This window comes from Allobosea sp., from assembly GCF_035999205.1.
Taxonomy (GTDB): domain Bacteria; phylum Pseudomonadota; class Alphaproteobacteria; order Rhizobiales; family Beijerinckiaceae; genus Allobosea.
This window is the reverse complement of the sequence record NZ_DASYHA010000019.1, coordinates 146,774-172,233: the sequence shown is the minus strand read 5'-3', so window position 1 is coordinate 172,233 and position 25,460 is coordinate 146,774. Positions and strand designations below refer to the sequence as shown.

The 25,460-nt window shown below is 66.5% G+C and carries 30 protein-coding genes; 15 read left to right on the top strand and 15 right to left on the bottom strand.

Annotated elements, in window-relative coordinates:
* Positions 1-7: 7 nt before the first annotated feature.
* The gene (locus VGN82_RS08955; RefSeq protein ID WP_327526659.1) at positions 8-838 is read right to left on the bottom strand and encodes an alpha/beta fold hydrolase; all 831 of its coding nucleotides are present in this window, start codon (positions 836-838) and stop codon (positions 8-10) included.
* Positions 839-1,011: 173 nt separating this feature from the next.
* Positions 1,012-1,905 (bottom strand): AraC family transcriptional regulator, encoded by an 894-nt coding sequence (locus VGN82_RS08950; RefSeq protein ID WP_327526658.1) that lies wholly within the window; start codon positions 1,903-1,905, stop codon positions 1,012-1,014.
* A gap of 99 nt (positions 1,906-2,004) precedes the next feature.
* On the opposite strand from VGN82_RS08950, the gene VGN82_RS08945 reads away from it, so the two are divergent.
* The 4 genes from VGN82_RS08945 to VGN82_RS08930 all read left to right on the top strand — a co-directional run bounded on the left by VGN82_RS08945 (position 2,005) and on the right by VGN82_RS08930 (position 5,305).
* A complete protein-coding gene (locus tag VGN82_RS08945) occupies positions 2,005-3,480 on the top strand; it encodes a sensor histidine kinase (protein WP_327526657.1) in 1,476 nt (491 codons plus the stop codon).
* Positions 3,473-3,859 (top strand): response regulator transcription factor, encoded by a 387-nt coding sequence (locus tag VGN82_RS08940; protein WP_327526656.1) that lies wholly within the window; start codon positions 3,473-3,475, stop codon positions 3,857-3,859. The genes VGN82_RS08945 and VGN82_RS08940 overlap by 8 nt, the downstream gene beginning before the upstream one ends.
* A 13-nt stretch (positions 3,860-3,872) precedes the next feature.
* Positions 3,873-4,493 carry a response regulator transcription factor gene (locus VGN82_RS08935; protein WP_327526655.1) on the top strand — a complete coding sequence of 207 codons (621 nt, stop codon included), beginning with the start codon at positions 3,873-3,875 and terminating at the stop codon, positions 4,491-4,493.
* Positions 4,494-4,747: 254 nt separating this feature from the next.
* Positions 4,748-5,305, top strand: a complete 558-nt coding sequence (locus VGN82_RS08930) for a hypothetical protein (RefSeq protein ID WP_327526654.1) — start codon at positions 4,748-4,750, stop codon at positions 5,303-5,305.
* Between the two features lie 28 nt (positions 5,306-5,333).
* Here the strand turns inward: VGN82_RS08930 and VGN82_RS08925 are convergent, their stop codons facing one another.
* Positions 5,334-6,206 carry a MurR/RpiR family transcriptional regulator gene (locus VGN82_RS08925; RefSeq protein ID WP_327526653.1) on the bottom strand — a complete coding sequence of 291 codons (873 nt, stop codon included), beginning with the start codon at positions 6,204-6,206 and terminating at the stop codon, positions 5,334-5,336.
* Positions 6,207-6,302: 96 nt separating this feature from the next.
* On the opposite strand from VGN82_RS08925, the gene VGN82_RS08920 reads away from it, so the two are divergent.
* The 6 genes from VGN82_RS08920 (at position 6,303) to VGN82_RS08895 (ending at position 12,759) form a co-directional block, all read left to right on the top strand.
* A complete protein-coding gene (locus tag VGN82_RS08920) occupies positions 6,303-7,916 on the top strand; it encodes an ABC transporter substrate-binding protein (protein ID WP_327526652.1) in 1,614 nt (537 codons plus the stop codon).
* An 83-nt stretch (positions 7,917-7,999) separates the two neighbouring features.
* Positions 8,000-8,977, top strand: coding sequence for an ABC transporter permease (locus VGN82_RS08915; RefSeq protein ID WP_327526651.1), 978 nt, complete (start codon positions 8,000-8,002; stop codon positions 8,975-8,977).
* The gene (locus VGN82_RS08910; RefSeq protein WP_327526650.1) at positions 8,974-9,882 is read left to right on the top strand and encodes an ABC transporter permease; all 909 of its coding nucleotides are present in this window, start codon (positions 8,974-8,976) and stop codon (positions 9,880-9,882) included. The genes VGN82_RS08915 and VGN82_RS08910 overlap by 4 nt, the downstream gene beginning before the upstream one ends.
* Positions 9,879-10,871, top strand: a complete 993-nt coding sequence (locus VGN82_RS08905; protein ID WP_327526649.1) for an ABC transporter ATP-binding protein — start codon at positions 9,879-9,881, stop codon at positions 10,869-10,871. Before VGN82_RS08910 ends, VGN82_RS08905 begins: the two co-directional genes overlap by 4 nt.
* A complete protein-coding gene (locus VGN82_RS08900; RefSeq protein WP_327526648.1) occupies positions 10,868-11,887 on the top strand; it encodes an ABC transporter ATP-binding protein in 1,020 nt (339 codons plus the stop codon). The genes VGN82_RS08905 and VGN82_RS08900 overlap by 4 nt, the downstream gene beginning before the upstream one ends.
* Positions 11,884-12,759: an alpha/beta hydrolase gene (locus tag VGN82_RS08895; protein WP_327526647.1), complete on the top strand. Its 876-nt coding sequence runs from the start codon at positions 11,884-11,886 to the stop codon at positions 12,757-12,759. Before VGN82_RS08900 ends, VGN82_RS08895 begins: the two co-directional genes overlap by 4 nt.
* A 43-nt stretch (positions 12,760-12,802) precedes the next feature.
* Here the strand turns inward: VGN82_RS08895 and VGN82_RS08890 are convergent, their stop codons facing one another.
* From VGN82_RS08890 to VGN82_RS08850, 9 genes are all read right to left on the bottom strand, one after another.
* Positions 12,803-13,384 carry a Rossmann-fold NAD(P)-binding domain-containing protein gene (locus tag VGN82_RS08890; protein WP_414644242.1) on the bottom strand — a complete coding sequence of 194 codons (582 nt, stop codon included), beginning with the start codon at positions 13,382-13,384 and terminating at the stop codon, positions 12,803-12,805.
* 291 nt (positions 13,385-13,675) lie between these two features.
* Positions 13,676-14,233, bottom strand: a complete 558-nt coding sequence (locus tag VGN82_RS08885) for an HNH endonuclease (protein ID WP_327526957.1) — start codon at positions 14,231-14,233, stop codon at positions 13,676-13,678.
* Between the two features lie 215 nt (positions 14,234-14,448).
* Positions 14,449-15,345 carry a 3-hydroxybutyryl-CoA dehydrogenase gene (locus VGN82_RS08880; RefSeq protein ID WP_327526646.1) on the bottom strand — a complete coding sequence of 299 codons (897 nt, stop codon included), beginning with the start codon at positions 15,343-15,345 and terminating at the stop codon, positions 14,449-14,451.
* A gap of 112 nt (positions 15,346-15,457) precedes the next feature.
* Positions 15,458-16,405, bottom strand: a complete 948-nt coding sequence (locus tag VGN82_RS08875) for an electron transfer flavoprotein subunit alpha/FixB family protein (RefSeq protein ID WP_327526645.1) — start codon at positions 16,403-16,405, stop codon at positions 15,458-15,460.
* A gap of 2 nt (positions 16,406-16,407) precedes the next feature.
* Positions 16,408-17,157, bottom strand: coding sequence for an electron transfer flavoprotein subunit beta/FixA family protein (locus VGN82_RS08870; protein WP_327526644.1), 750 nt, complete (start codon positions 17,155-17,157; stop codon positions 16,408-16,410).
* Between the two features lie 177 nt (positions 17,158-17,334).
* On the bottom strand, positions 17,335-18,030 hold the full coding sequence (locus VGN82_RS08865) for a rhomboid family intramembrane serine protease (protein ID WP_327526643.1): 696 nt from the start codon (positions 18,028-18,030) through the stop codon (positions 17,335-17,337).
* Between the two features lie 8 nt (positions 18,031-18,038).
* The gene (locus tag VGN82_RS08860; protein ID WP_327526642.1) at positions 18,039-18,620 is read right to left on the bottom strand and encodes a cob(I)yrinic acid a,c-diamide adenosyltransferase; all 582 of its coding nucleotides are present in this window, start codon (positions 18,618-18,620) and stop codon (positions 18,039-18,041) included.
* Positions 18,621-18,696: 76 nt separating this feature from the next.
* Positions 18,697-19,290: an acyloxyacyl hydrolase gene (locus VGN82_RS08855; RefSeq protein ID WP_327526641.1), complete on the bottom strand. Its 594-nt coding sequence runs from the start codon at positions 19,288-19,290 to the stop codon at positions 18,697-18,699.
* A 195-nt stretch (positions 19,291-19,485) separates the two neighbouring features.
* On the bottom strand, positions 19,486-19,668 hold the full coding sequence (locus VGN82_RS08850; protein WP_327526956.1) for a twin transmembrane helix small protein: 183 nt from the start codon (positions 19,666-19,668) through the stop codon (positions 19,486-19,488).
* Between the two features lie 81 nt (positions 19,669-19,749).
* On the opposite strand from VGN82_RS08850, the gene VGN82_RS08845 reads away from it, so the two are divergent.
* Positions 19,750-20,340 carry a chloramphenicol phosphotransferase CPT family protein gene (locus VGN82_RS08845; protein ID WP_327526640.1) on the top strand — a complete coding sequence of 197 codons (591 nt, stop codon included), beginning with the start codon at positions 19,750-19,752 and terminating at the stop codon, positions 20,338-20,340.
* A gap of 68 nt (positions 20,341-20,408) precedes the next feature.
* On the opposite strand, the gene VGN82_RS08840 is transcribed toward VGN82_RS08845, so the two are convergent.
* Complete coding sequence (locus tag VGN82_RS08840; RefSeq protein ID WP_327526639.1) at positions 20,409-20,669, bottom strand: hypothetical protein; 261 nt, start codon at positions 20,667-20,669, stop codon at positions 20,409-20,411.
* 375 nt (positions 20,670-21,044) lie between these two features.
* On the opposite strand from VGN82_RS08840, the gene VGN82_RS08835 reads away from it, so the two are divergent.
* The 3 genes from VGN82_RS08835 to VGN82_RS08825 all read left to right on the top strand — a co-directional run bounded on the left by VGN82_RS08835 (position 21,045) and on the right by VGN82_RS08825 (position 22,354).
* A complete protein-coding gene (locus VGN82_RS08835; protein ID WP_414644241.1) occupies positions 21,045-21,272 on the top strand; it encodes a helix-turn-helix domain-containing protein in 228 nt (75 codons plus the stop codon).
* Positions 21,273-21,283: 11 nt separating this feature from the next.
* Complete coding sequence (locus tag VGN82_RS08830) at positions 21,284-21,502, top strand: hypothetical protein (protein WP_327526638.1); 219 nt, start codon at positions 21,284-21,286, stop codon at positions 21,500-21,502.
* Between the two features lie 108 nt (positions 21,503-21,610).
* On the top strand, positions 21,611-22,354 hold the full coding sequence (locus VGN82_RS08825; RefSeq protein ID WP_327526955.1) for an aspartate/glutamate racemase family protein: 744 nt from the start codon (positions 21,611-21,613) through the stop codon (positions 22,352-22,354).
* Positions 22,355-22,370: 16 nt separating this feature from the next.
* On the opposite strand, the gene VGN82_RS08820 is transcribed toward VGN82_RS08825, so the two are convergent.
* Positions 22,371-23,282 carry an NAD(P)-dependent oxidoreductase gene (locus VGN82_RS08820; RefSeq protein WP_327526637.1) on the bottom strand — a complete coding sequence of 304 codons (912 nt, stop codon included), beginning with the start codon at positions 23,280-23,282 and terminating at the stop codon, positions 22,371-22,373.
* 103 nt (positions 23,283-23,385) lie between these two features.
* Between VGN82_RS08820 and VGN82_RS08815 the strand changes: the two genes are divergently transcribed.
* On the top strand, positions 23,386-24,462 hold the full coding sequence (locus tag VGN82_RS08815; RefSeq protein ID WP_327526636.1) for a LacI family DNA-binding transcriptional regulator: 1,077 nt from the start codon (positions 23,386-23,388) through the stop codon (positions 24,460-24,462).
* Positions 24,463-24,478: 16 nt separating this feature from the next.
* Here VGN82_RS08815 and VGN82_RS08810 read toward each other — a convergent pair whose 3' ends face one another.
* Entirely contained in the window at positions 24,479-25,381 is a 903-nt protein-coding gene (locus VGN82_RS08810; protein ID WP_327526635.1) for an NAD(P)-dependent oxidoreductase, read from the bottom strand.
* Positions 25,382-25,460 lie beyond the last annotated feature (79 nt).

Here is a 25,460-nt window from a genome sequence, read left to right as displayed (position 1 = left end):
GGTCTCGTCAGCCCTTGATGAACGCGAGCAGGTCCGGGTTCACGACCTCGGGGTGGGTCGTGCAGAGCCCATGTGGCAGCCCCTGATAGGTCTTCAGCGTGCCCTTGCTGAGCAGCTTCACGGACAAGGGCGCCGAGTCCGCATAAGGCACGATCTGATCGTCGTCGCCGTGCATCACCAGTGTCGGCAGGTCGATGGCCTTGAGGTCTTCCGTGAAGTCGGTCTCGCTGAAGGCTTTGATGCAATCGTAATGGGCCTTGGCACCGCCCATCATGCCCTGGCGCCACCAGTTGTAGATCACGCCCTGATCGACCTTCGCGCCCGGCCGATTGTAGCCGTAGAACGGGCCGGCAGGCACATCCAGAAAGAACTGGGCGCGATTATCGACGAGCGCCTTGCGAAATCCGTCGAAGACCTCGATCGGCAACCCGCCGGGATTGGCCGCCGTCTTGACCATGATCGGTGGCACGGCGCCGATCAGCACGGCCTTGGCGACACGTCCGGGCTTTGCCCTGGCGACGTAGTGCGCGACTTCGCCGCCACCGGTGGAATGGCCGATATGGATCGCGCCCTTGAGATCCAGCGCGTCCGTCAAAGCCGCGACATCCGCGGCGTAGGTGTCCATCTCGTTGCCGGAGAAGGTCTGCGTCGAGCGCCCATGCCCTCGCCGATCATGGGCGATGACCCGATAGCCGTGGAGCAGGAAGAACATCATCTGGTTGTCCCAGTCATCGGCGGACAAGGGCCAGCCGTGATGGAACATGATCGGCGTCGCGTCCTTCGGGCCCCAGTCCTTGTAGAAGATTTCCGTGCCGTCGCTGGTTTTGACGAAGGGCATGTTTCAAGTCCTCACCTGGTTGTGTCGTGGGGGATCGAGGCAGCAGCGCCGGCGAACCGAGTGTGAGCGCGCGTCCTGTGGCCCGATTTGTATTGGGCCCTAGACGACGCGGTCGTTGCCGCTGTGTCTTTCGCCGGCTTGCTCTGTTCTTTCGCGAGCAGGCGCTGTTGCGCCTATGCGAGCCGGCGGCGATACGCACCGGGCGAGAAGCCGGTCGTTCTCTTGAACGATGCGCTGAAGGCAGCCTGGCTCGAAAAGCCCGAGCGATGCGCAATCGTCACGAGCGGCAGGCCTTGGTCGGCCAGGAGCCTCCTCGCAACGGCCAACCTCTCTGCGCCGACGAAGCCGTGCGGCGTCTTGCCCGTGACCCGCTTGAAGACGCGCGCGAAATGAAACGGGCTGAGGCAGGCGACGTCGGCCAGCTCGCGGAGCGACAGATCGCGTTCGATATTGTCGCGAATGAACCCGATCACGCGCCTGATCCGGGGGGAGCAGCCGTTCCCGGCTTGCGGCAACGGCTTCTCGGTCCGATCATGCGAATAGGCTTGGACAACCCGCGCGGTCAGCGCCAGGGCCGCAGCCTCGACCAGCATCCGTCCAGCGGATGTCTCGCGTTCGAGTTCTTCATGGATCGCATATCCGAGCTGTCGAATGAGAGGGTCGCGCAGACCGGCGAGATAGCGGATCGCGTCGGCGCGGATGCCGCCGTCGCCATAGAGCTCGGACAGCGCCACGAAGCGATCCGATGGCAGGTAGATGTGCAGGATCTCGTCGAGCGGGGCTGAGATGTGGATCTCGTCTTCGCCAACACCGACAGGACACAGCCAGATCGCGTCCCGCTCCACCGGTGAACACTGCCGCTGGCCCGCTCCCTTTCGGCTGACGACCGCGCCGTCGCCACCGCGCAGCGCAAGCGTGATCTCCATCTGCGTCGGAACGATCGAGGGGAGGTCTCCGGCGGGGTGCGATCGCAGCTCGGCGGCAATGCCGTTCCAGCCGCGTCCGGCCGAGGTGGCCAGCACACCCGCCCGCGGGAATTTCTGCGCTCCGTGCCCATGCATATCCATGGGCCGCACTCTCCGGTGACGTTACGTCGCGCGCTATTATACAGGTGTATCGCAGACCCCCGGGCGCGCGCTTGCTAACACCGGCTCGGAGCGGTTCAGATGCGGCAAGTTTTTTCACGATGGCCGAGCCTGGCGGAATCCTCGGCCATCTCGGGCCAGGAAAGCAGCCTGCCCGCCTGGATGTCCGCATCGGCCCCGCGCCATCGGCTGGCGGCGACCAAGGACGTCGCCTGCGCGACTCTGCTGATCCTGGGCCCTGCAGCGATCGCCGCCCTTGCGGCCTGGCAGATCGCACAGGGGGATGCTTTGGCACCATGGCTGGGGGCTATCGCGCTCGTCGCGACCGGTCTCGCCTTGGTCTTTGCAGCGCGCCTGATGCGCAGCCTGCGCCGGAGCGCCGAGCACGTCGCCGCGATTTTCGAACGGGCCGGCATCTCGATGTGGCGCGAGGATTGGACGGCTGCCGGCGAGGCGGTCAAGGCCTTGCGAACCGCAGGTGTCACCGATCTCGAAAGCTATTTCGCGAGCAGGCCGGACGAGTTGAGGGCGCTCAAGGCGCAGGTGCTCATCCGTGACGTCAACAGCTTTACGCTCGAGGAAACCGGAGCAGCGGGAAAGGAGGACTATCTCGGCCCGCTCGACCGGCTTCTCCCCGAGACCGACCAGACCTTCGTGCAATGGCTGGTGGCATTCGGCCGCGGCGACCGCTTCTTTCGTTCGGAGGCCCATATCACGACAGCGACCGGCCGCGAGATCGACACGCTCTTCACCGCCATGCTGCCGCGCGACCTTGCCGGCTTTGCGAACATCGTCGTGACCTCGGTCGATGTGACCGCATACAAGCAGGCGCAGGCCCGCCTCTCGGCCGCGGAGACGGACGCAGCAAAGACCTCGCGCATGGCGACCGCCAATGCCCTGAGCGCCGCCATCGCCCATGAGGTCAACTCGCCGCTGGCAGCCATCCTCGCCAATGCGCAGGCTGCGCAACGCCTCCTTCGGCTGCCGCAGCCCGACATGGCGGAAGCCGGCGCCGCCCTGGGCGATGTCGTCTCGCAAGCCTCGCGGGCGAAGGAGGTGGTTGCCAGGACGACGTCCTACTTCAGCAAGGCCACAGGCGACTTCGCGCCCGTCAACCTCATCGACGTCGCACGCAACGCCAACCTGCTTGTCGAGAACGAACTGCGCAGCCATGGGGCCGTTGTCCATCTAGCAGCCGAGGATGACTTGCCTCTCGCGCTCGTAGACGCCATCCAGATCCAGCAGGTGTTCGTGAACCTGCTCGTCAACGCGGCCCAGGCCATGGCGGGCCGGGCCGGCAAGCGCGACATCACCCTGGCCATCCGGAGCGAGGGCGCCCAGCTTGTCGTCGACGTGGCCGATACCGGCCCAGGCGTGGCGCCGGAACGTCGCGCGACGATCTTCGAGCCATTCCGCTCGAGCAGGCCCGGCGGCCTCGGCATGGGTCTCGCCATCTGCCGGAACTGCATCGATGCCCACGGCGGAGACATCTGGGTGGATCCCGCCCCGGGCGGCGGTGCTGCCTTTCATTTCACGGTGCCGATCGCCCGTGGCTGAGCCCAGAGCCCTTCTCACGGTCGGGATCGTCGACGACGATGCGTTCATCCGCACCGCGTTGGGCCGGCTCGTCCGTTCGATCGGATACGATGCCGCGATCTTCGAGGGTGCGCAGGCCCTCCTGTCCTATGCCGGATTGCGGGCGCTGTCCTGCGTGCTGGCCGATCTGCAGATGCCCGGCATCGGCGGCATCGAGCTGATCCAGATCCTGGCAGAGCGGGTGCCGCGTCTGCCGGTCATTGCGATGACGGCTTATCCGAACCAGATCATCAGGCAGCGAGCGCTGGACGCCGGAGCAGCCTCCTATCTGACCAAGCCCTTTGAGGCCGAACAGTTGGAGAGCTGCCTGAAGGCCTTGGGCATTGGCTGCAGGTTGTGATTTGCTCGGGCTCATGGAAGCGACCGTCCACATCGTCGACGACGACCCGGCCCTGCGCCGGGCCTTGTCGCGCCTGTGTCAATCGATGGGTCTCGGCGCCGTCGAGCACGCCGACGCCCACGGATTGATCGAGGCCGAGCGACTCCACCGCCCGGCCTGCGTGGTGCTCGACGTGCGACTGGCCGAACAGAATGGCATCGCAGTGCAGGAGACGCTGCGCAGTTCAGGCTTCGCGCTGCCGATCATCTTCCTGACCGGCTACGGTACGATCCCGATGACTGTCCGCGCGATGCGGGGAGGAGCAATCGAGTTCCTCACCAAGCCCGCCGACGACGAGATCCTGCTGGCCGCGATCGAACGCGCCTTGGCCGCCGACAAGGCCCAGCTCAATGCGAGCCGTGATCGCACCGAGCTGGCGGAACGTTACGCCACGCTCACCGGGCGCGAGCGCGAGGTGATGGCCTGCGCGATCGGCGGATTGATGAACAAGCAGATCGCCGGCGAACTGGGGCTGTCGGAAATCACGGCGAAAGTTCACAAGCGCCGCGTCATGGAGAAGATGGCGGCCAGGTCATTGCCGGATCTCGTCAGGACGGCTGAGCTTCTTGGGCTGGCAGCGAGACGCCATCGCTAATGGAGCGCCGCGGTCAGGCGATCGATCAGATGTCGGCTGCCGACACCCTTCCGAAGGACCGTGCAGCGCCAGCGCAATGGCCGCGATGCCGCCTGAGGTTGAGCTGTCGAGCACGCTGGCGGACCTCGGCTCAGCAAACCTCGGTATGAGGTGGCCAAACGCAGGTAGGATTCCCGCGTCGGCATGCTCCTCCTAGCCTCCTTTCGCTGCTCCGGATTGGCCGGGCGGGCGCAGGCGAAACGAGGAGAGCCAGCATGAAGATCATCGATGCCATCCTGTCACAGTCAGCTTACACGGCTGATATGGACGTCCCGCTGGAGCAGGTCGACATCGCGGATTGGCTCTTCAATCTGCCCGAGGCCGAGTACCAGCGCTGCTGCCCGCCGGACCATATCGCTGCCGGGACGACCGTCACCGATGATGGCCGCCGCATGTCGATCAATGTCGAAATGATCGGCAGCGCTCTCGTCGTTCAGCACTACGTCGCGGAAGAGGCCGGAAAGACCTACTGCCGCATGAACTCGATCTCGGACGTCTTCGCCCCCAATGGCCGCTCGCAGGTCAACGTCGTGTGGGAGTTGATTGCGGAAGCGATCGACGAAAAGACATGCCGCTACACCAACCGTGTCACCGCACACCCCACCGACGCCTTCATGGCATTCCTGCGGGAGCACAATGTCTCCTTCGACGAGGCTGCGGCTGCGCGGCAGGCTGCCGGAGGGGACCACAATCATCGCGAGACCCCGCTCTTTGCCGCCAGCATCGCGCGGCATGCGAAGCTGACGGCGAAGCGCGCAGCGGCCGCCGCATGAGGGCCCCTGGCGCTCGGGCCGTATCGACCTACTGGTGGAACGTCCAGAGCAGGCTTTCGCTGAGTTCCTTCAGCGCCTCGACGGCGTCAGGCCGTTCGCGCGCGATGGCTGCGATCAGGGCATCGGCCAAGGCGAAGACCGCCGTGGGCGAGTTCGGCAACAGCCGGCTGCGGGCGGGCGCGAACAGGGTGACGTCGGCGATCGGTGCCAGCGGAGAGGTCGGGCTGTCCGTCAGTACCAGCAGCGCCGCGCCGCGCTTCTTGGCGAAGCTCGCGAGGTCGAGCGTCGCGCGGGAGTAGCGCGGCACCGAGATCGCTACCACGAGATCGTCCGGCCTCGCCGACATCATGTGGCGGATGGCGCGCTCGGGCCCTGTGCGAGATGACGCGAAGATCACGTCGGCATCGAGATAGAGTGCGAGCCCATCTTCGAGGAAGGATGCGACATGATGGCTCGCGCCGGAGGCAGCGATGAAGACGCGCGGAGCCTTGAGCAGAAGCTCGACGGCCCGCGCCACGGCAGCTTCCGTGAGCCCGTCGCGCGCCGCCTGGAGATTGGCGGCCTGATCGGCAAGGGCAGCCGCAAAGGTCGCGAAGGTCGAGCCGGCGGCCGAGCGCGCGCCGGCAAAGCTGTCGACCGGATCGTGGGCGAACTTCAGCGCGGCAGAGAGCGCGCCGCGGAACTCGCCATAGCTGCCATAGCCGAGCGCCCGGACGAAGCGCGTTACCGTCGCGTTTGAGGTGCCGCTGCCCTCGGCCAGCCCCTCGATCGTCATGGTCGCGACGTCGAGCGGATGCTGCAGCACGAAATCGGCGGCGCGGCGATGGCCGTTGCTCAATGAGGGATAGATCTGCGCGATGCGGTTGGAGAGATCCGTCGTCGGCTTCAGGCCCTGTGACATGCGCGGCTACCCGATTGACGTTCGAAAATTTTCATGTTTGCTACTAGACGAAAATAAAACTGTCAAAAGCGGTTTCAACCGGGAGCGGACCTGATCATGCGCAAACCTCTCTTCCTCGCGGCCTTCGCGGCCGCGTGCCTCGCCGGTACGGCGGTTTCGGCTCAGACGCTGCGCATCGCGCTGGCTTCGGAGCCGACGGCCGTCGATCCGCATTACCACGATCTCACCCCCAACAACGCGCTGGCCCAGCACATCTTCGACTCGCTGGTGCGCCAGGACGAGCAGCAGAAGCTGCATCCCAATCTCGCGACCTCCTGGGAAAACGACGGCAAGAACCGCTGGACCTTCAAGCTGCGCGACGGCGTGAAGTTCACCAATGGCAAGCCCTTCACGGCCGAGGACGTGGTCTTCACCTTCTGCCGCACGCTGAAGAACGAAACCAAGGTCTCGGATTCCTTCGCCGACATCACCGGCAATTTCGCCTCGGTCGAGATGCCCGATCCGCAGACGCTGGTGATCAACACGATCGAACCCGAGCCGCTGCTGCCGAACCTGCTCTCGGGCCTGAGCATTCTCTCGGCTTCGATCGTCGAGCACGGCCCGATCAGCTACGACGTCGCCAAGAACTGCGGCGTCACCGGCCCCTGGCCGACGGTGACCGGCTTCAACGACGGCACGCTCGCTGTCGGCACCGGCCCGTACAAGCTCAAGTCGTATGTGCGCGGTTCGGCAATCGAGCTTGAGCGCAGCCCGAGCTATTGGGGCAAGGCCGAACCGTGGGCCACGGTCCGCCTCCTGCCGGTGACCAATGCTGGCCCGCGCCTCGCCGGCTTGCTCGCCGGCGACTACGACGTGATCGAAAACCCGGCGGCGCGCGATCTCGGCCGGATCAAGGACGACAAGCGTTTCGGCCATGTCATCACCCCCTCGACCCGCGTCGTCTATTTCCAGCTCGACGTCGCCCGCGACCAGAGCCCCTTCGTCAAGGCCGAGGACGGCAAGAATCCGCTGAAGGACCTGCGCGTCCGCCAGGCGATGTCGCTGGCGATCGACCGTGACGCCATCGTCAAGCGCATCATGGACGGCGCGGCGGAACCCGCCTACCAGTACCTGCCGACCGGCATGTTCGGCACGCGGCCGAACCCGCCCAAGCTGGCCTATGACCCGGCGCAGGCGAAGAAGTTGCTGGCCGAAGCCGGCTATCCCAAGGGCTTCCAGGTCACGTTGTCGACCACGAATGATCGCTACATCAACGACAGCCAGATCACCCAGGCGGTCGCGCAGTATCTGACCCAGGTCGGCATCAAGGCCGAGGTCGACGCCATGACGCGGGCGATCTATTTCCCGCGCCGCGCCAAGAAGGAATTCTCTGTCGCGATCGGCGGCTGGGGTTCCGGCACCGGCGAAGCCGCTTCCTTCCTGCGGCAGTGGCCGCCGACCCCGAACGAGGCCAAGACGATCGGCGGTTCGAACTATGGCGGCTACAAGAACGACCAGTTCGACAAGGTGATCCGCCAGGCGATCTCGACGCTCGACGACAACAAGCGTTCTGAGCTGCTGCAGGAAGCCGGCAAGATCGTCGTCGACGACTACGCCTTCATCCCGCTGCACTTCGAGAGCGGCATCTGGGCCTTCAAGTCCGAACTCGACGTCAAGGGCCGCGCCGACCAGTTCATGCTGGCGATGTCGGTCAAGCCGAAAGCCAAGTAAGCCGCCGGCCGACAGGCCATCGACAAGCCGGGCCGCCCGCCGAGGGCGGCCCGTGACCCATTCAGCGGAGCCGGTCGCACGTCATGGCCGCCTATGTCCTGCAACGGCTGATCCAGAGCGTGCTCGTGCTGCTCGCGGTCTCGGTCGTGGTATTCTTCGCCGTCTACGGCATCGGCGATCCGATCGAGCTGCTCGTCTCGCCTTCGGCCAGCGCGGCCGAGCGAGAGGCGCTGGTCCGGCGCCTCGGCCTCGACCTGCCAATCTGGCAGCAGTATTTCGTCTTCATGGGCAATGCGCTCAAGGGCGATCTCGGGCGCTCCTTCGTGCATGGCGTGCCGGCGATCGAGCTCATCCTCGGCCGCCTGCCGGCGACCTTCGAGCTTGTCCTGCTCTCGATGACCCTCGCCATCGTCACCGGCGTGCCGCTCGGCCTCTATGCCGGGCTCGATCCTGACAGCCGCCCCTCGCGCATCATCATGGGCAGCACAATCCTCGGCTTCTCGCTGCCGAGCTTCTGGAAGGGCATGATGCTGATCCTGCTCTTCGCGGTCGTGCTCGGCTGGCTGCCGACGGCCGGGCGTGGCGAGACGGTCTCTGTCCTCGGCATCCAGACCAGCCTGCTGACCCGGGACGGGCTTAGTCATCTCGCCCTACCGGCGATCAACCTCGCGATCCCCCAGATGGCGCTGATGATCCGCCTCGTCGCCGCCGGCACGACCGAGGCGATGACCCAGGACTACGTCAAATACGCCCGGGCAAAGGGTGTCAGGCCGCGCCGCGTCGTCGGGCGGCATGTGCTGCGCAACATCCTGATCCCGGTCGTCACCGTCGTCGGCATCGAGTTCGGCAGCCTCGTCGCCTTCTCGACCATCACCGAGACAGTCTTCGCCTGGCCAGGCATGGGCAAGCTCCTGATCGACTCGGTCTACCAGCTCGATCGGCCCGTGGTGGTCGCCTATGTGCTGCTGGCGACGCTGCTCTTCGTCACCGTGAACTTCCTCGTCGACATCCTCTATGCCGCGCTCGACCCGCGCGTGAAGCTGACGGGAGAGATGGCATGAGCGCCAAGGCGAAAGCCTCCGCCGTCCCGGCCCATGCCGACACGCCCCTGCGTGAGAAGGTCCTGCACCGCATTCGCAACCGGCCGACGACGCGCGGCGCCGCGATCCTGCTCGGCATCATGGTCGCGCTCGCCTTGCTCGCGCCGGTCATCGCGCCGCAGAACCCGCATGACCTTGCCTCGCTCAGCGTGATGGATAACCGGCTGCCACCGGGCGAGGCCGGCATGAACGGCATGACCTACTGGCTCGGCACGGATTCGCAGGGGCGCGACATGCTGAGCGCGATCCTCTACGGCCTGCGCACCAGCCTAATGGTCGGGCTGACCGCGACGCTCGGCGCGCTGTTCATCGGCATCTCGGCTGGACTCATCGCCGCGCAATTCGGCGGGGTCGTCGATGCAGTGATCATGCGCGTTGTCGATTTCATGCTCGGCTTCCCCTCGATCCTGATCGCGCTCGTGCTGCTTGCCTCGATCGGTCGCGGGGTCGACAAGGTCATCCTCGCCATCGTGTTGGTGCAATGGGCGCAATATGCCCGGCTGATGCGGGCTTCCGCGCTGGTCGAGCGGCGCAAGGAGTACATCGAGGCGGCACTCAATTTCGGCCTGCCGACCCGGCACATCATGATCGCGCATCTCCTGCCGAACTCGGTCGGCTCGGTCCTGGTCGTGGCCTCGATCAGCATCGCCGGTGCGATCACGCTGGAGGCGACACTGTCCTTCCTCGGCGTCGGCGTGCCGGTGACGCAGCCCTCGCTCGGCCTGCTGATCGCCAACGGCTTCGAGTTCCTGCTCTCCGGCGAATACTGGATCGCGGTCTTCCCCGGCATCGCGCTGGTCCTGCTGATCGGCTCGCTCAACCTCGTCGGCGACCGGCTGCGCCGCAGCTTCAACGTACGCTCATGAGTGAAATCGCAACTGCCCCCTTGCTCGAGGTCCGTGGTCTCAGGACCGTCTTCCATGCACTCGACGGCGCTTGGCCCGCCGTCGACGGCGTCGATCTCAGCGTCTCGCGGGGCGAGGTGCTGGGGCTCGTCGGCGAATCCGGCTCGGGCAAGTCGGTGACCGGCTTCTCGCTGGTGCGCCTGATCGATCCGCCCGGCGAGATCGTCGCGGGCACGGTGAGCTTCGGCGGCGAGGATTTGCGCGCCGCGACCGAGGAACGCCTGCGCGACCTGCGCGGTGATCGCATCGCCATGATCTTCCAGGACCCGCTGATGACGCTGAACCCGGTGCTCAGCATCGGCGAGCAGATGAGCGAGGCAATTCTCGAGCACCGCGACTGCAGCCGGCAGGAGGCGCTCGCCGAGGCCGCGAAGGCTCTGGCTCGCGTCGGCATCTCCTCGCCGGAAGCGCGACTGAAGCAGTTTCCGCACGAGTTTTCCGGCGGCATGCGCCAGCGCGTCGCGATTGCGACCGCGCTGCTCAATGCGCCCGACCTGATCATCGCGGACGAGCCGACAACGGCGCTCGACGTCACCATCCAGAGCCAGATCCTGTTCGAGGTGCAGAAGCTCGCCCGCGAGACCGGCACGGCCGTGCTCTGGATCACGCATGATCTCGCCGTGGTGGCCGAGCTCGCCGACCGGGTGGCGGTGATGTATGCCGGCCGCGTCGTCGAGATCGGGCCGGTGGACGAGGTGCTCGACGCGCCGCGCCATCCCTATACCCTCGGCCTGCTCAACTCCTCCGCCGCCAATGTCGCGCCGGGCGAGCGCCTCAACCAGATCGACGGCGTCGCACCGCGTATCGACGCCCGGCCGAGCGGCTGCCCGTTCCGCCCGCGCTGCCCGCGTGTCCAGCCGATCTGCGCAGAGCGAGACCCCGAGACGGTGGACGAGGGCGCCCGCAGCTTCCGCTGCCATAATCCGGTGCCGGTGGGAGAAGCGGCATGAATGCTTCGACCAGCGCCCCGATCGTCGAACTGAAGGGCATCACCAAGCATTTCCGGCGCAAGCCGACGATTGCCGAGCGCATTCTCATGGCGACGGGGCGCGGCGCGGCGCCGCCCGTGCTGCGCGCCGTCGACGGCATCGATCTCAGCGTGAGACGCGGCGAGGTGCTGGGCCTCGTCGGCGAATCCGGCTGCGGCAAGTCCACGCTGGCGCGCGTCGTCACCGGCATCCTGAAGCCGACGACCGGCGAAGTGGTCTATGAGCAGCGACCGGTGGCGGGTCTCAAGGGCAAGGAGCGGCTCGATTTCCTGCTCAAGGTCCAGATGATCTTCCAGGATCCTTACGCCTCGCTCGACCCGCGCATGAAAATCAGCCGTATCGTCGGCGAGGCACTGAGCGTTCACAAGCTGCTGCCCAAGGCCGAGATCGATGGGGCCGTCGATCAGGCGCTGAGCGAGGTCGGGCTCGATCTCGCCTATCGCGAGCGCTACCCGCACCAGTTCTCGGGCGGCCAGCGCCAGCGCATCGGCATCGCGCGAGCGCTCGCCGTGAAGCCAGATTTCCTGGTCTGCGACGAGCCGGTCTCAGCGCTCGACGTCTCGATCCAGGCGCAGGTGATCAACCTGTTCATGGATGTGCGCGAGCGCCACGGCCTGACCTATCTCTTCGTCAGCCATGATCTCGGCCTTGTCCGCCATATCAGCGATCGGGTCGCGATCATGTATCTCGGCCGTATCGTCGAGGTCGGCACGGCGGCGGACATCTTCGCCGAGCCGGCGCATCCCTATAGCGCGGCGCTGATCGCCGCGATCCCGTCGGCGGCGCGGCGCAAGCGCGCCTTCCAGCCGCTGAAAGGCGAACTGCCCTCGCCGCTGGCGCCGCCGCCGGGCTGTCCTTTCCACCCGCGCTGCGAGCAGGCGATGCCGGTCTGCCGCGAGGTCCGGCCTCCGCTGGCCGAGATCGCTCCCGGTCGCAGCGCCGCCTGCCATTTGCACAAGGCTCCGGAGGCCGCATGATCACGAAGACCCTGAACCCGCCGGTCGGGCGCAGCACCCTGCCCTTCATCGACGCGAGCCATCCGGACCGGCCGCTCGCCGTCAACTGCTATCGTCCGGCCCGGCATGCGCCGAACGATCCGGTCATCGTCGTGCAGCACGGCATGCTGCGAAACGGCGATGACTATCGCGATTTCTGGATCGATGCCGCCGAGAAGCACAACCTGCTGATCGTAGCGCCGACCTTTCCGGACGAGCCCTTTCCAAAGGCCGAGGGCTACAACAACGGCCTGGTGATCTCGGGCGACGGAGCCATCGCGCCCCGCGCCGACTGGCTCTACGCCGTGCCGGGCCGCGTGCTCGATGCGCTGCGTGCGGCAGGCGTGATCGACAAGCCGGTCATCAGGATCTTCGGCCATTCGGCCGGCGGACAGTTCGTGCATCGCATGCTTGCTACGGAAGGCGGCGCATTGTTCGAGGCGGCGATGGCCTCCAATCCAGGCTGGTACACCTTGCCGACGCTCGAGCGCCGCTTCCCGGAGGGCCTCGGCGGGCTCGGACTTGATCCGGACGCTCTGACGCGCTGGTTCGCCTATCCGATGATCATCTTCGCCGGCAATCGCGACATCGTCACCAGCGATCCCAATCTCCCGGCACAGCCCGAGGCACTGGCGCAAGGGCCGCATCGCTTTGGCCGCGCTCATTTCATGCTGGACTTCGCCCGCGCCGAGGCCAGCCGGCTCGGCGTGCCCTGCAACTGGCAGCTCATCACCGTCGATGGCATCGGTCACGATGGCGCCGCGATGTCGCGCGCAGCAGCGGCCTACTGGTTCGAAGGCGGCCGCATTCCTTCCGCAGAGGAGCTCGGCAAGCAGGTCGAGCCCGTGCTCTGACGGGTGGAGACATGGCGGGAGCGCGTTCCGCCTCGAACTCGCGCTAGAGCAGCTCGCTCGACGCCACGACGTGGCGCCCGGGTTCTGCTGCCGCGGCGGCCTCGATCATGGCCGCCGCAATCTTGTCGGCCGGATTGATGTGCCAGGCGCGCGGCAGGATCGGGGTGAGTAGCTTCAGGGCGATCGTCGCCAGACGCTCGCCCGTCCGGAACTCCTTGCGCTCCCCGCCGATCAGCCCCGGCTGGACGATCGTCAGCGAGACAAAATCGAGCCCGGCAAGGTCACGCTCCACCTCTCCCTTCACGCGGCTATAGAAAAACCGCGACGTCACATCCGCACCCTTGGCGGAATTCAGAACAAAAACCGTGGCTCCATGCCGGCGCGCGGCTCGGGCGCAGGCGATCGGGTAGTAATGATCGACCCGGTAGAATTCCGCCTGCGAACCGGCTGCGGCGATCGTCGTGCCGAGCGCACAGATCACGGCGTCGACCGACCACCAGCTCGCATCTTCGTCCAGCGCCTCGAAATCGAAGATTGGAGCGAGCAGTTTGGAGTGCTGCGGCAGTGAACGACGCACCGGAGCGATCACCTGGTCGATGCGAGTATCGGCCAGCGCCAGCCGCAAGGCATGCTGCCCAACCAGCCCCGTCGCGCCCAAGAGCATCAGTTTCATGGCGGATCCATCTCGCAGCCGGGAACGACTTCGCCGAGAAGCCTCGCTGGCCGAACGATCATCTTTGATGCTCGCGAGATCGTCGAGGGAGTACGAGCCGGAAGGTCTTCGCCGCTTCCGCCCACCCAGCCATTCTCAGGCGGTCGCATGCGGGCTTCGCCCGGCCACGCCGGGGGAGCACAATCCTGCCGACCGGCACGATCTGCGCCGCCGTCGGGCGCAGGACACGGACAATACCGCGTCTCACGGCTCCAGTTCGGAATCCCAGTAGAGATAGTCGAGCCAGCTGTCGTGCAGGTAGTTCGGCGGGAAGAGCTTGCCGTTGCGGTGCAGGTCGTTGACCGTCGGGGCGTAGGCCTTCTGCATCGGGAACATGTCGACGGCCGCCGGCATCTTGTCGCCCTTGCGCAGGTTGCAGGGCGAGCAGGCCGCAACGACGTTCTCCCAGGTCGTCATGCCGCCCTTGGAGCGCGGGATCACGTGATCGAAGGTCAGTTCGTCGCGCGTACCGCAATACTGGCAGGCGAAGCGGTCGCGCAGGAAGACGTTGAAGCGCGTGAAGGCCGGCGTGCGCGAAGGCTTGATATAGGTCTTGAGCGAAACGACGGAGGGCAGCTTCATGTCGAAGCTCGGGCTGCGCACCACCGTGTCGTATTCGGAGACGATGTTCACGCGGTCCATGAAGACCGCCTTTATCGCGTCCTGCCAACTCCAGAGGGAGAGAGGATAGTAGCTCAAGGGCCGAAAATCGGCATTGAGAACCAGCGCCGGACAACCGTCCGGTGAGGCCATGGGATGCATCACATGCGCCGTCACGCCATCGCACCTCCGCTGATCCGAGCGGGACGAATCCCGCTACACCATCAGTGTAAGCGCGAGACGACAGGAATGTGAAGGGGAACCGGCATCAGGGCATGAGGCCGCACGACAGCCTCATGCCCGGGCTTGCCCCGAGCATCCCGGAAAGTCGTGCTCCTGTCCTGAGATTCTCGGGTCAATCCCGAGAATGACGCACCTCAGCGCGTCGGAACCGGCTTCTCGCCGCGATAATCGTAGAAGCCGCGCTTGGTCTTGCGGCCGAGCCAGCCGGCCTCGACATACTTCACCAGCAGCGGGCAGGGCCGATATTTCGAATCCGCCAGCCCGTCATGGAGCACCTGCATCACCGACAGGCAGGTGTCGAGTCCGATGAAGTCGGCCAGCTGGAGCGGCCCCATCGGATGGTTGGCACCGAGCTTCATCGCGGTGTCGATCGCCTCGACCGAGCCGACGCCCTCATAGAGCGTGTAGACCGCCTCGTTGATCATCGGCAGCAGGATGCGGTTGACGATGAAGGCCGGAAAATCCTCGGAGACCGAGACGGTCTTGTGGAGCTTGCCGACGAAGTCCTTGGCGAGCTCGAAGGTCTCGTCATCGGTGGCGATGCCGCGGATCAGCTCGACGAGCTGCATGAGCGGCACCGGGTTCATGAAGTGGATGCCGATGAAGCGCTCCGGCCGGTCGGTCGCGGCGGCGAGGCGGGTGATCGAGATCGACGAGGTGTTGGAGGCCAGGATCGCGTCGGGCTTGATGTGCTGGCAGGCGGCGACGAAGATCTTCCGCTTGGTCTCTTCGCTCTCGGTCGCGGCCTCGATGACGAGGTCGCAATCAGCGAGGCCTTCCAGCCCGGGAGCCGGCGCGATCTTTGCCATGGCGTCGCGGCGGACCGCGTCGTCGATCGCACCCTTGGCGACCTGGCGGGCCATGTTGCCGTCGATCGTCGCCAGCGCCGCCTTGATGCGCTCCTCGGCGAGATCGTGGAGCTTGACGTCGAAACCGGCCACCGCCGCCACATGGGCAATGCCGTTGCCCATCTGGCCTGCGCCGATGATGCCGATCGTCTTGATCGCCTGAGCCGCCATGGTCTTTTCCATCTCCGGTGTCACCGTTCCGCCTTCGGAAGCGGTGCGGGCCGCCTTTGGCGGCAGCCCGGTTCTTGTTGCGTAGCCGTCTCCGGCAGGATGCGGGCTAGGTGCCGATCGCAGCCTACTTGCCGATCTTGGCGAGTTCGGCGTCGAGCTCGGGCAGGATAGTGAAGAGATCGCCGACGAGGCCGTAATCGGCGACCTGGAAGATCGGCGCCTCCTCGTCCTTGTTGATCGCGACGATGACCTTCGAGTCCTTCATGCCGGCGAGGTGCTGGATCGCGCCGGAGATGCCGACGGCGATGTAGAGGTCCGGCGCCACGACCTTGCCGGTCTGGCCGACCTGCCAGTCGTTCGGGGCGTAGCCGGCATCGACCGCGGCGCGCGAGGCGCCCATCGCGGCACCGAGCTTGTCGGCGACGGGCTCGATCACCTTGCCGAAGTTCTCGGCCGAGGCCAAAGCGCGGCCGCCCGAGATGATGATCTTGGCCGAGGCCAGCTCCGGGCGGTCGGACTTGGCGACTTCCTCGCCCTTGAAGCTCGACAGCCCTTCATTGCCGGCGCTCACGATACTCTCGATCGGGGCGCTGGCCGCGCCGTCGCCGGTTGCCTGGAAGGAAGCGCCGCGCACGGTGATGACCTTCTTGGCGTCGCCCGCCTGCACGGTCTGGATGGCGTTGCCGGCATAGATCGGGCGCTCGAAGGTGTCGGGCGAGACCACCTTGGTCACTTCCGAGACCTGCATCACGTCGAGCAGGGCTGCAACGCGCGGCATCACGTTCTTGCCCGTGGTCGTGCCGGGCGCGACCAGCGCGTCATAGGCGCCGGCCAGCGAAACGATCAGCGCGGAGAGCGGCTCGGCCAGGCGATGCTCGTAGGCCGCGTCGTCGGCCAGCAGAACCTTCTCGACGCCATCGAGCTTGGCAGCGGCCTCGGCCACGGCCTTGGCGTTGTGGCCGGCGACCAGGACATGGACCGGGGCGCCCAGCGCCTTGGCAGCGGTCAGGGCCTTGCGGGTGGCCTCGTTGAGGCTCTTGTTGTCGTGCTTGGCGAGAAGCAGCGTCGTCATGATCAGAGAACTCCTGCTTCGTTCTTCAGCTTCGAGACCAGCTCGGCGACCGAGCCGACCTTGACGCCGGCGGAGCGGCCAGCAGGCTCGACGGTCTTCAGAACCTTGAGACGGGGGGCGACATCGACGCCGAGCGCCTCGGCGCTCGTCTCGTCGAGCGGCTTCTTCTTGGCCTTCATGATATTCGGCAGCGAGGCGTAGCGCGGCTCGTTCAGGCGCAGGTCGGTGGTGACGATCGCCGGGAGCTTGAGGCCGACGGTCTGCAGGCCGCCATCGACCTCGCGGGTGACGTCGATCGCGCCGTCGCCGGCCACGACCTTCGACGCGAACGTCCCCTGCGGCCAGCCGAGCAGGGCGGCCAGCATCTGGCCGGTCTGGTTGCAGTCGTCGTCGATCGCCTGCTTGCCGAGGATGACGAGCTGCGGGCTCTCCTGCTCGACGACCTTCTTCAGGAGCTTGGCAACGGCGAGCGGCTCGACCGTCCCGTCGACCTTGACCAGGATGCCACGGTCGGCGCCCATGGCCAGACCCGTGCGGATCGTCTCGGCGGCCTGGGCCGGACCGATCGAGACCACGACGACCTCGGTGGCCTTGCCCGCTTCCTTGAGGCGCAGCGCCTCCTCGACGGCGATCTCGTCGAAGGGGTTCATCGACATCTTGACGTTGGCCAGCTCGACTCCGGAGCCGTCACCCTTGACGCGGATCTTCACGTTGAAATCGACAACCCGCTTGACGGGCACGAGAATCTTCATCGTCTTCATCACCGTTCAGAAAAGAAGCTATCATTGCCGCGCTCGTGACCGCACCGCTATCGGCGGGCAGGATGGCGGCATCGCGGCTCTCGCTGGAATGCGGGGGGACCGTAACGACGCCCGTTTGCGCTTGTCAACGCCGCCCCTCGCCCATTGACGATGCCCAAACCGCAGCGCTCACCTCCGCACCGTGCGGCCAAACAGCGCGACGCCGCGATGGATGAAGAGTGGCGTCAGCGCAGCGCCGGTTCCGAGCCCGCCAAGATGCGCCCACCAGCCGACATGCCCCTGTGGGTCGATCAAGCCCTGCACGAGCTGGAACAGGATCCAGGCCGCGATCGCATAGAGGGCGGTGATATGCAGCGGGATCCAGTTGAAGGCCAGCCCCCAGATCCGGACGCGCGGATAGAGCATCAGATAGGCGGCGATGACGCCCGAGATCGCGCCCGAGGCCCCGATCAGCGGCTGGTCCGAGGCCGGGTTCATCAGCGCATGCGCGAGCGAGCCGCCGAGACCGCAGAGGAAGAAGAACACCAGGAAGCGCCCATGTCCCATGGCGTCCTCGACATTGTCGCCAAACACCCAGAGGAACAGCATGTTGCCGGCGAGGTGGGCGAGGCTCGCATGCAGCAGGATGTTGCTGAACAACGTCGCCCAGGAGGGGGCCTGCAGGATTTCGGGCGGGAGCTGGGCCGCGCCGAAGAACACCGAGGGGATGAAGCCGAAGCCGGCAGCGATCGCGATCTGGCCGTCAGAGTCCTGGCGCAGCGTCATCAGCAGGTAGAGCCCGACGCACAGCCCGATCAGGGCGTAAGTGACATAGGGCGCGCGCATGAAGCGAAGCGGGACGCCGTCATGCAAGGGGATGAACACGTTCGGCCCTAGCGGTTCTGGCCCGGCACCCAGAGCACGTCGCCCCTGGCCTTGGCATTGAGGAAGCGTGAGGCGACGAAGAGGAAGTCCGAAAGCCGGTTGATGTATTTCAGCGCCGCCTTCGAGACGACCTCGCCTGGCGCTTCTGCCAGCTCGGCCATCAGCCGCTCTGCGCGCCGGCTGACCGTGCGGGCCAGATGCAGATGCGTGGCCGCCGGCGTTCCGCCCGGCAGCACGAAGGAGCGCAGCGGTGCGAGGTCGGCGTTGAGTTGGTCGATCTCGCTCTCGAGGCGGTCGACCTGAGCCTGGACGATGCGCAGCGGCTCGTAGCCGAGCGGCTTGCCGGTTTCCGGCGTCGACAGATCGGCGCCGAGGTCGAAGAGATCATTGCTGATGCGGGCAAGCATGTGATCGACCGCCGCATCCTCGGCGGTGGCATGAAGCCGCGCAATCCCAATGCAGGCATTGGTCTCGTCGACCGTGCCATAGGCCGCGACGCGCAGGTCGAATTTCGGCCGGCGCGGGCCGGCCGCGAGCCCGGTCGTGCCGTCGTCGCCCGTGCGCGTGTAGATTCGGTTGAGCTTGACCATCCCCGCGTTATAGCGCGGCGCGCGTCGGACGGAAGGCGTCTTCGCGCAGGGTCAGGCTGGGCCGAAAGGCACGGCCTCAGAAGCTGTAGCCGAGCCTTGCCCCAACATTGGCCGGGCCGCGCGGGTTGCCGCGATCCGAGCAGCCGGCAGTGCTGAAGTGCTCCAGCGTCGCGACCAAGCTCCAGCGGTCATTGAGGCGCACGCCGAGCGCCGCGGCCTCGCGGGTGCCGGCGTTGCAGCCGACATTCAGCCGGTTCTCGGGGATGATCGCGCCCGTCTTGCCGTCATTCAGCGCGGCGCCGAGGCTGGCCTCGACGAAGACCGCCTTGCTCAGGTCGACGGTCCAGGTCGCACCGGCATAGGCATAGCGCGTGCCGTTGAAATTCGCGCTCGCGCCAAGATGGAAGCGCGGGACAAAGGCATTGGCGAAGCGGTCGGCCAGGGTGAACGGGCGCGGCGTAGCGATCTCGCCGCCGAAATTGAGCAGCCCGCCCTCGCGCCCGCCGGGATTGGCGACGGCAGCACCAACGCGCGCCTCCCAGGACAGGGTCGGGGACGGCTCGGTCGCGGGAGCGTAGCTTGAGACTCCGGCCGGGAGACTCTGCGCCTGCGCCGCCAGCGGCGAGGCTGTCAGAGAGCCGGCAAGGAGCAGCAACGCGACGCGAACCATGGCGAATTGTTCTTATTGTCGGACAAGTGGAGCTTAAGAAAGCACAGAGACTCGTGGCTGAAATAAGGCAAGATTGTGGCAAATGCCTAATTGTTGTCGCCGCAAGCAAAATTTAGCTGATTTAAATCAAAGACTTAAAAGATTTCTGTGGAGGCTTGGCCGCAGGCCCCAGGCGCGGGAAACGAGTGCGGTCGCTCAACCGGAGCGCCACCAGACCACGCCCAGGATCACCAGGATCGCGATGAACTGGAGGATCACCCGCAGGCGCATCAGCCTCTGCGAGGTGTTGGCGCTGCCCCCCCGCAGCATGTTGACCAGTCCAAGCAGAAGGACGATGGCGACGGCGCCGACTGCGACGGGAACGATGGCGGCTGACATGCTCATGACGGTGACTTAGTGCGCTCGCGCGGCTTTGACCAGCCGCGTGCCGCAGGCGCGATACGAAAAGGGACTCAGCAAATGTCGCACCGGCCGAAGCCTCGCCCTGGCCGCATCATCTTGCTTCACGGCGCGTCGAGCAGCGGCAAGTCGACGCTCGCGCGGGTCCTGCAGAGTACCCTGGACGAGCCCTTCTGGCATATCTCGATCGACCATCTCCGCGATTCCGGCGTGCTGCCTTCCGCCCGCATCGCGCAGGGCGATTTCCGCTGGAGCGAAATGCGGGCGAGCTTCTTCGACGGCTTCCATCGCTCGCTCGCGGCCTACGCCTCGGCGGGCAACAACCTGATCGTCGAGCACATCCTCGACACGGCGGGATGGCTGGATGACCTCGTTACGCTGCTTGCGCCGTTCGAAGTGTTCTTCGTCGGCCTGCATTGTCCACTGCCCGAGCTCGTCCGCCGGGAGCAGGCGCGGGGAGACCGCCGGATCGGAAGCGCCGAACAGGATCACAAGACGATCCATCGCGGCCAGCGCTACGATCTCGAGCTGCAATCGGACCAGGATGTGGCCGAGAACGTCGCCCGCCTGATCACAGCCTGGCGCGCGAGGTCGTCGGCCTCGATCTTCTCGAGCCTCGCGGCGCGCCAGCCGGATCCAGGCCCGAGCTGATCGCCCCGGCCTTCGGCCGGCCAGAACTCATCCGCCAGCTACTGGCTCAATCGTTTGCCGCACCGCCGTCAGGGCGTCTGCGGCAGGACGTCGTTGCCGAAAAAGTCCGTCTGCCGCGGCCCGCTGCTCTGATTGGCCCGGACATAATTCGGCCCGCCCGTGCTCGGCGCGACCGGGCCGGGATCAAGATAGCTGCGCTGCGCCGGCAGGGGCATCGAAATCGGCGCCGACGTGGCGACCGGCGGCTCGCTCGAACTGGTGCAGGCGATCAGGGGCCAGCAGCACAGGATGGCAGCCGGAAGCCGGCAGAACTTCATGACGGTCTTCATCCTGTCCTCAATCGTTCGAGACGAGTCTTGGCAATCGCTCATCCTCATAGCTCATTTCTCGTACCCGGCTCCGCCGGTCAACCGATGTGCCTGTGGACGACCGCGCTGCAGCGTGAGCAGCGCGCCACTCTGATCAGATCATGCGCGAGGCCCGGCCTCAACTACTTGCCGATCGGGCTCCGTCTTAAGCCACGGCTCGCCGCGGCGTTGTGGCAGGGCGTAACAGGATGATTCGTGCCAGTTGCCTTGCGGCCAGCATTCCTGCAGGCGCGGCAATCTGGTCCCCCACCTCCACGGATTTACCATTTCTTAACCGTCGAGGCGTCCCCTTGATGGGTCCAATGGGGCTCGGGGGGCTTGCAAAGGACCGTGACCATGCACGAACCCACCCCAGACCAGGCCGTCGTGGAGCAGCTCGTCGGCCAGCCGGTCGCCGATGTCGAACGAGAGCTGATTCTGGCGACGCTGCGGGAAACGGGCGGCAACCGCACCCACGCCGCCAACCTCCTCGGCATCGCCATCCGCACCTTGCGCAACAAGATCGGCTCCTACGCCGCCGATGGCCACGACGTGCCCGAGCCGACGCATCCAACGGCCCAGTAAGGACCACGTCCATGACTCCATCCGAAGCGATGGCGGCCAGCAATCTGGCTTCCTCGGCGACGATGGCGGGGTTGCTGCGCTGCCTCGTTCAGAATCGCCTTCTGCAGCCCGCCGACATCCGTGAGATCTATGAGACGGCCCTGCTGCTGCTCGAGCAGCAGCAGGCGGCCGTTCCGCATGCAGAGGCCAGCTTCTGCGCTGCGCGAGCCGTCATCGAACGCCAGCTTTAACCGGGCTGACGGCCTTCGTTCGTCTGGACATTGCCTTGCCGCGCCCGCTGGACGAAGACTGGGACGCCGCCTGCGGGCGAGCCCTTGCCGCCCAGCCCCGAGACCGCCTTGCGCATCCTGCTGATCAATCCCAACACAACGGCGGAGGTGACCGCCCTGATGGAGCGCGTGCTCGCGCCGCAGCTTCCGGCCGGCGTCGCGCTCCTACCTGTCACAGGGCGCTTCGGAGCGCGCTACATCGCCAGCCGTGCCGCGGCCGCCATTGCCGGCCATGCCGCGATCGAGGCCTATGCCGAGCACGGCCGTGGCTGCGACGCGGTCTATCTCGCCTGCTTCGGCGATCCGGGCCTGCTAGCGCTGAAGGAGCTGGCCCGCATCCCGGTCATCGGCATGGCCGAGGCCAGTTGCCTTGCCGCCGCCACGCGGGCCGAACGCTTCTCGATCGTCACCGGCGGCGAGCGCTGGGGACCGATGCTGCACGAGTTCGTCGCGTCACTCGGGCTGGGCGGCCGCCTGGCTGCGGTCGAAACCGTGGCCCCGACCGGGGCAGAGATCGCGCGCGATCCAGACAGCGCCATCGCACTGCTGGCGCAGGCCTGCCGGCTCACGGCAGTGCGCGACGGCGCCGGCGCCGTCATTCTCGGCGGAGCCGGGCTCGCCGGCCTCGCCGCCCGTGTCCAGCCTCATGTCGAGGTGCCGGTGATCTGCTCTGTCGAGGCCGGCATGAGGGCCGTGCTGGCGGCGCTGCGCGATCCGCCGGCCAAGCCCACGGCGGGCGATTTCGCCCTGCCCGCGCCGATCGGCAGCACCGGCCTCGCAGAGAGTCTCGCCGCTATCCTCGCCCGCCCTTGAGCGCGCGAGCCTGAGCTCAGCCCTTCTTGGCCAGCGACATGCCGTTCTGCGACGCAACCCAGTCGGACAGCATCGGCACGTAGTCGTCGCCCCTGCCGGCGGCGACGGCGGTCGCGAAGCTGTTCTTAACGGCATTGCCGATCGGATTGGGCACGCCGGCCACATTGGCGACGCTCTCGAGATAGCGAACGTCCTTGAGCGCGTTGACCAGCGTGAACTTATGCGCGTCGCGGTCGCGCTCCAGCACATACTGCATGAAGGTCTGGTAGAAGCCGCAATCCATGCGGCTGCCGCGCAGCACGCTGTCGAAGGTCTGCGGCGTGATGCCGATCTTCTGTGCCAGCGTCAGCGCCTCCGCATAGATCGCGGCATAGCCCATCGAGAGGAAGTTGTTCAGGAGCTTCATCTTGTGGCCGTCGCCGACCGGGCCGAGATGCACGACCTTCTGCGCCCAGGCCTCGATCGCCGGCCTGATTCGGGCGAAGATCTCCGGCGTCGTGCCGACCATGGCCGAGAGCAGGCCGAGAGCCGCCTGAGCCGGCGTTCCGCCGAGCGGCGCATCGACCAGATGCAGCCCCTTCGCCTCCAGCTCGGCGGCGATCCGCAACGTCACCGTCGGGTCGGACGTCGAGCAATCGACGATCACTGTCCCCGGCTTCGCACCCGCCGCGATGCCGTCCGGACCGTTCACCACCGCCTCGACCTGGGCCGAGCCCGTCACGCACAGGAAGATGATCGTCGCGCCCTGCGCCAGTTCCTTCGGCGTCTTCGCCTCCTTCGCGCCGGCCGCGACGAGCTCCTCGACCGGCTTGCGGTTGCGATGCGCCATCACCGTCAGCGGAAAGCCCTTGTCGACGAGATTTCGCGCCATCCCTTGCCCCATCAGCCCAACGCCGATGAAGCCGACCGATTCTTTGGTTGCATTCATCTTCAATTTCTCCGGTTTATGTGAGAATGACGTGTCGATGTGGCGGAACGCCTGAACAGGAGCCGGTCCCCTGGTCGCGTTTCCGGCATCGGAGAAGCGCCTCATGACCAGCAGCGGCCCTATCGGCGCCGGGTCTCCCGTGAAACTGCCGACAGCCGCTCCAGGCAGCCGCGGCCGGGTCACGCTGCAGATCATCGCCGATCGCCTGACGGTTTCGACGGCCACGGTTTCGCTGGCCCTGCGCGGCTCGCCGCTCGTGGCGGAGGCGACCCGCAGCCGCGTCCAGCAGATGGCCCGGGAGATGGGCTACAGCTACAATCGCAGTGCCGCTTCGCTGCGCACCGACCGGACCAACATCCTCGGCGTCGGCTTCCACGACATCACCAACCCCTATTTCGCCGAGCTCCTCGCCGCGATCGAGGAGACCACCACGGCCAATGGCCGCTCGATCCTGCTCGGCACCTATGGCGAGGACCTCGAACGGCAGGACCGCGTGCTCAACACGCTCAAGGAGTACCGTCCCGACGGCATGATCCTCTGCGCGGCCGGCGGCAGCACGCCTGAGACCTTCGCGCATCTGATCGCGGCCGGCGTCCCGATCGTCCAGCTCTCCCGCGAGATCAGCACAGATCTCGACTTCGTCGGCTCCGACGACCGCCACGGCACGATCCTGGCGATGGAGCACCTGATCGGCCTCGGCCATCGCCGCATCGCCTTCATCTGTGCCAACCAGGGCATCTCCACCGGCCGCAACCGCTATCTCGGCTACTGCGAGGTGCTGGGGCGGTACGGCATCGCCGTCGATCCGAGCCTGGTCTATACCGGCTATGGCACGCGCGAGAACGGCTCCAAAGGCATCCAGACCGTGCTCGATGCGCCCGATCCGCCCACGGCAGCCGTCTGCATGAACGACCTCGCCGCCTTCGGTGCTATGCTCGGGCTGCGCCATCGCAGCCGCGAAGCCGGCATCGATTTCTCGATCGTCGGCTGCGACGACGTCCAGGAAGCGGCGCAATGGTATCCGGCCCTGACGACGATCCGGAATTTCCAGGACGAAATGGGGCGCAAATCGGCCGAGTTCCTGATCAGCCGCATTACCGAGCCCGGCGCCCCGCCGCGCCGCCTGTTGCTGACGCCTGCGCTGGTCATCCGCGGCACGACGACGCCGCCACGCAGCTGAGCCGCCGGCCGGCCGCTCAGGCATCGTTGGCAGGCTTGGCGTTGAGGGCGCGATAGGCGCGTACCACCTGCGAATCGTCGCGCCCGCCATGGCCGAGCCCGGATGTGGCCAGGAACATCTGGTGCGCCGCAGCGGCAAGGGGCAGAGCGGTCCGGGCGGCACGCCCCGCATCGAGCACGATGCCGAGATCCTTGACGAAGATGTCAACCGCGCTCGTCACCGCCGGATCCGGCTCGTGCATGCGCGGCCCGCGGTCCTTGAGCATCCAGGACGAGGCGGCCGAGCCACCCATGATCTCGAACAGCAACCTGCCGTCGACGCCGGCCTTCTCGGCCAGCGACAGGGCCTCGGCCGCCGCCGCGATATGGACGCCGCAGAGGAGCTGGTTGACCGTCTTCACCACGGCGCCCTGCCCGGCCTTCTGCCCGACATGGAAGACCTTGTCGCCCATCGCCTCGAGCACGGGCCGGGCCAATGCAAAGGTCTCGTCCGGCGCGCCGACCATGATCGTCAAGGTCGCTGCCCTTGCGCCGACGACACCGCCCGATACGGGTGAATCGACGAAGCGCCGGCCGCTCCTTTCGACCTCCGCCGCGATCGCCTCGACCTCGCCCGGCGGGCACGTCGCCATCAGCATGACGACCGCGCCTGGTGCCAGCGCCGCGAGCGCTCCGGCCTCGAACAGCACGGAGCGTGCCTGCGCGGCATTGACCACCATCAGCACCAGCGCCTCGGCCCCGGCCGCAGCGTCCATCGCACTGCCGGCATCATGCCCGCCGGCCGTGACCAGCGCCTCGCGCGCGCTCGCCCGCATGTCGAAGCCGGTGACCCGGAACTGCCGCTTGACAAGGTTCTCGGCCATCGGCGCGCCCATGGCGCCGAGCCCAATGAAGGCGATGGATTTCGGGGTGGTCGGCATCTGCGCGCTCTATCCTCTGCTCAGTCATCCCGGGCGAAGCAAGGCGCAGCCCCGTGATCCATGCCTGAGCCTATCCGAG

Coding starts and splice junctions, on each gene's coding strand:
- VGN82_RS08955 (WP_327526659.1), bottom strand. CDS start 838: ATGCCCTTCGTCAAAACCAGCGACGGCACGGAAATCTTCTACAAGGAC.
- VGN82_RS08950 (WP_327526658.1), bottom strand. CDS start 1,905: ATGGATATGCATGGGCACGGAGCGCAGAAATTCCCGCGGGCGGGTGTG.
- VGN82_RS08945 (WP_327526657.1), top strand. CDS start 2,005: ATGCGGCAAGTTTTTTCACGATGGCCGAGCCTGGCGGAATCCTCGGCC.
- VGN82_RS08935 (WP_327526655.1), top strand. CDS start 3,873: ATGGAAGCGACCGTCCACATCGTCGACGACGACCCGGCCCTGCGCCGG.
- VGN82_RS08930 (WP_327526654.1), top strand. CDS start 4,748: ATGAAGATCATCGATGCCATCCTGTCACAGTCAGCTTACACGGCTGAT.
- VGN82_RS08925 (WP_327526653.1), bottom strand. CDS start 6,206: ATGTCACAGGGCCTGAAGCCGACGACGGATCTCTCCAACCGCATCGCG.
- VGN82_RS08920 (WP_327526652.1), top strand. CDS start 6,303: ATGCGCAAACCTCTCTTCCTCGCGGCCTTCGCGGCCGCGTGCCTCGCC.
- VGN82_RS08915 (WP_327526651.1), top strand. CDS start 8,000: ATGGCCGCCTATGTCCTGCAACGGCTGATCCAGAGCGTGCTCGTGCTG.
- VGN82_RS08910 (WP_327526650.1), top strand. CDS start 8,974: ATGAGCGCCAAGGCGAAAGCCTCCGCCGTCCCGGCCCATGCCGACACG.
- VGN82_RS08905 (WP_327526649.1), top strand. CDS start 9,879: ATGAGTGAAATCGCAACTGCCCCCTTGCTCGAGGTCCGTGGTCTCAGG.
- VGN82_RS08900 (WP_327526648.1), top strand. CDS start 10,868: ATGAATGCTTCGACCAGCGCCCCGATCGTCGAACTGAAGGGCATCACC.
- VGN82_RS08895 (WP_327526647.1), top strand. CDS start 11,884: ATGATCACGAAGACCCTGAACCCGCCGGTCGGGCGCAGCACCCTGCCC.
- VGN82_RS08885 (WP_327526957.1), bottom strand. CDS start 14,233: ATGCATCCCATGGCCTCACCGGACGGTTGTCCGGCGCTGGTTCTCAAT.
- VGN82_RS08880 (WP_327526646.1), bottom strand. CDS start 15,345: ATGGAAAAGACCATGGCGGCTCAGGCGATCAAGACGATCGGCATCATC.
- VGN82_RS08875 (WP_327526645.1), bottom strand. CDS start 16,405: ATGACGACGCTGCTTCTCGCCAAGCACGACAACAAGAGCCTCAACGAG.
- VGN82_RS08870 (WP_327526644.1), bottom strand. CDS start 17,157: ATGAAGATTCTCGTGCCCGTCAAGCGGGTTGTCGATTTCAACGTGAAG.
- VGN82_RS08860 (WP_327526642.1), bottom strand. CDS start 18,620: ATGGTCAAGCTCAACCGAATCTACACGCGCACGGGCGACGACGGCACG.
- VGN82_RS08855 (WP_327526641.1), bottom strand. CDS start 19,290: ATGGTTCGCGTCGCGTTGCTGCTCCTTGCCGGCTCTCTGACAGCCTCG.
- VGN82_RS08850 (WP_327526956.1), bottom strand. CDS start 19,668: ATGTCAGCCGCCATCGTTCCCGTCGCAGTCGGCGCCGTCGCCATCGTC.
- VGN82_RS08845 (WP_327526640.1), top strand. CDS start 19,750: ATGTCGCACCGGCCGAAGCCTCGCCCTGGCCGCATCATCTTGCTTCAC.
- VGN82_RS08840 (WP_327526639.1), bottom strand. CDS start 20,669: ATGAAGACCGTCATGAAGTTCTGCCGGCTTCCGGCTGCCATCCTGTGC.
- VGN82_RS08835 (WP_414644241.1), top strand. CDS start 21,045: ATGCACGAACCCACCCCAGACCAGGCCGTCGTGGAGCAGCTCGTCGGC.
- VGN82_RS08830 (WP_327526638.1), top strand. CDS start 21,284: ATGACTCCATCCGAAGCGATGGCGGCCAGCAATCTGGCTTCCTCGGCG.
- VGN82_RS08820 (WP_327526637.1), bottom strand. CDS start 23,282: ATGAATGCAACCAAAGAATCGGTCGGCTTCATCGGCGTTGGGCTGATG.
- VGN82_RS08815 (WP_327526636.1), top strand. CDS start 23,386: ATGACCAGCAGCGGCCCTATCGGCGCCGGGTCTCCCGTGAAACTGCCG.
- VGN82_RS08810 (WP_327526635.1), bottom strand. CDS start 25,381: ATGCCGACCACCCCGAAATCCATCGCCTTCATTGGGCTCGGCGCCATG.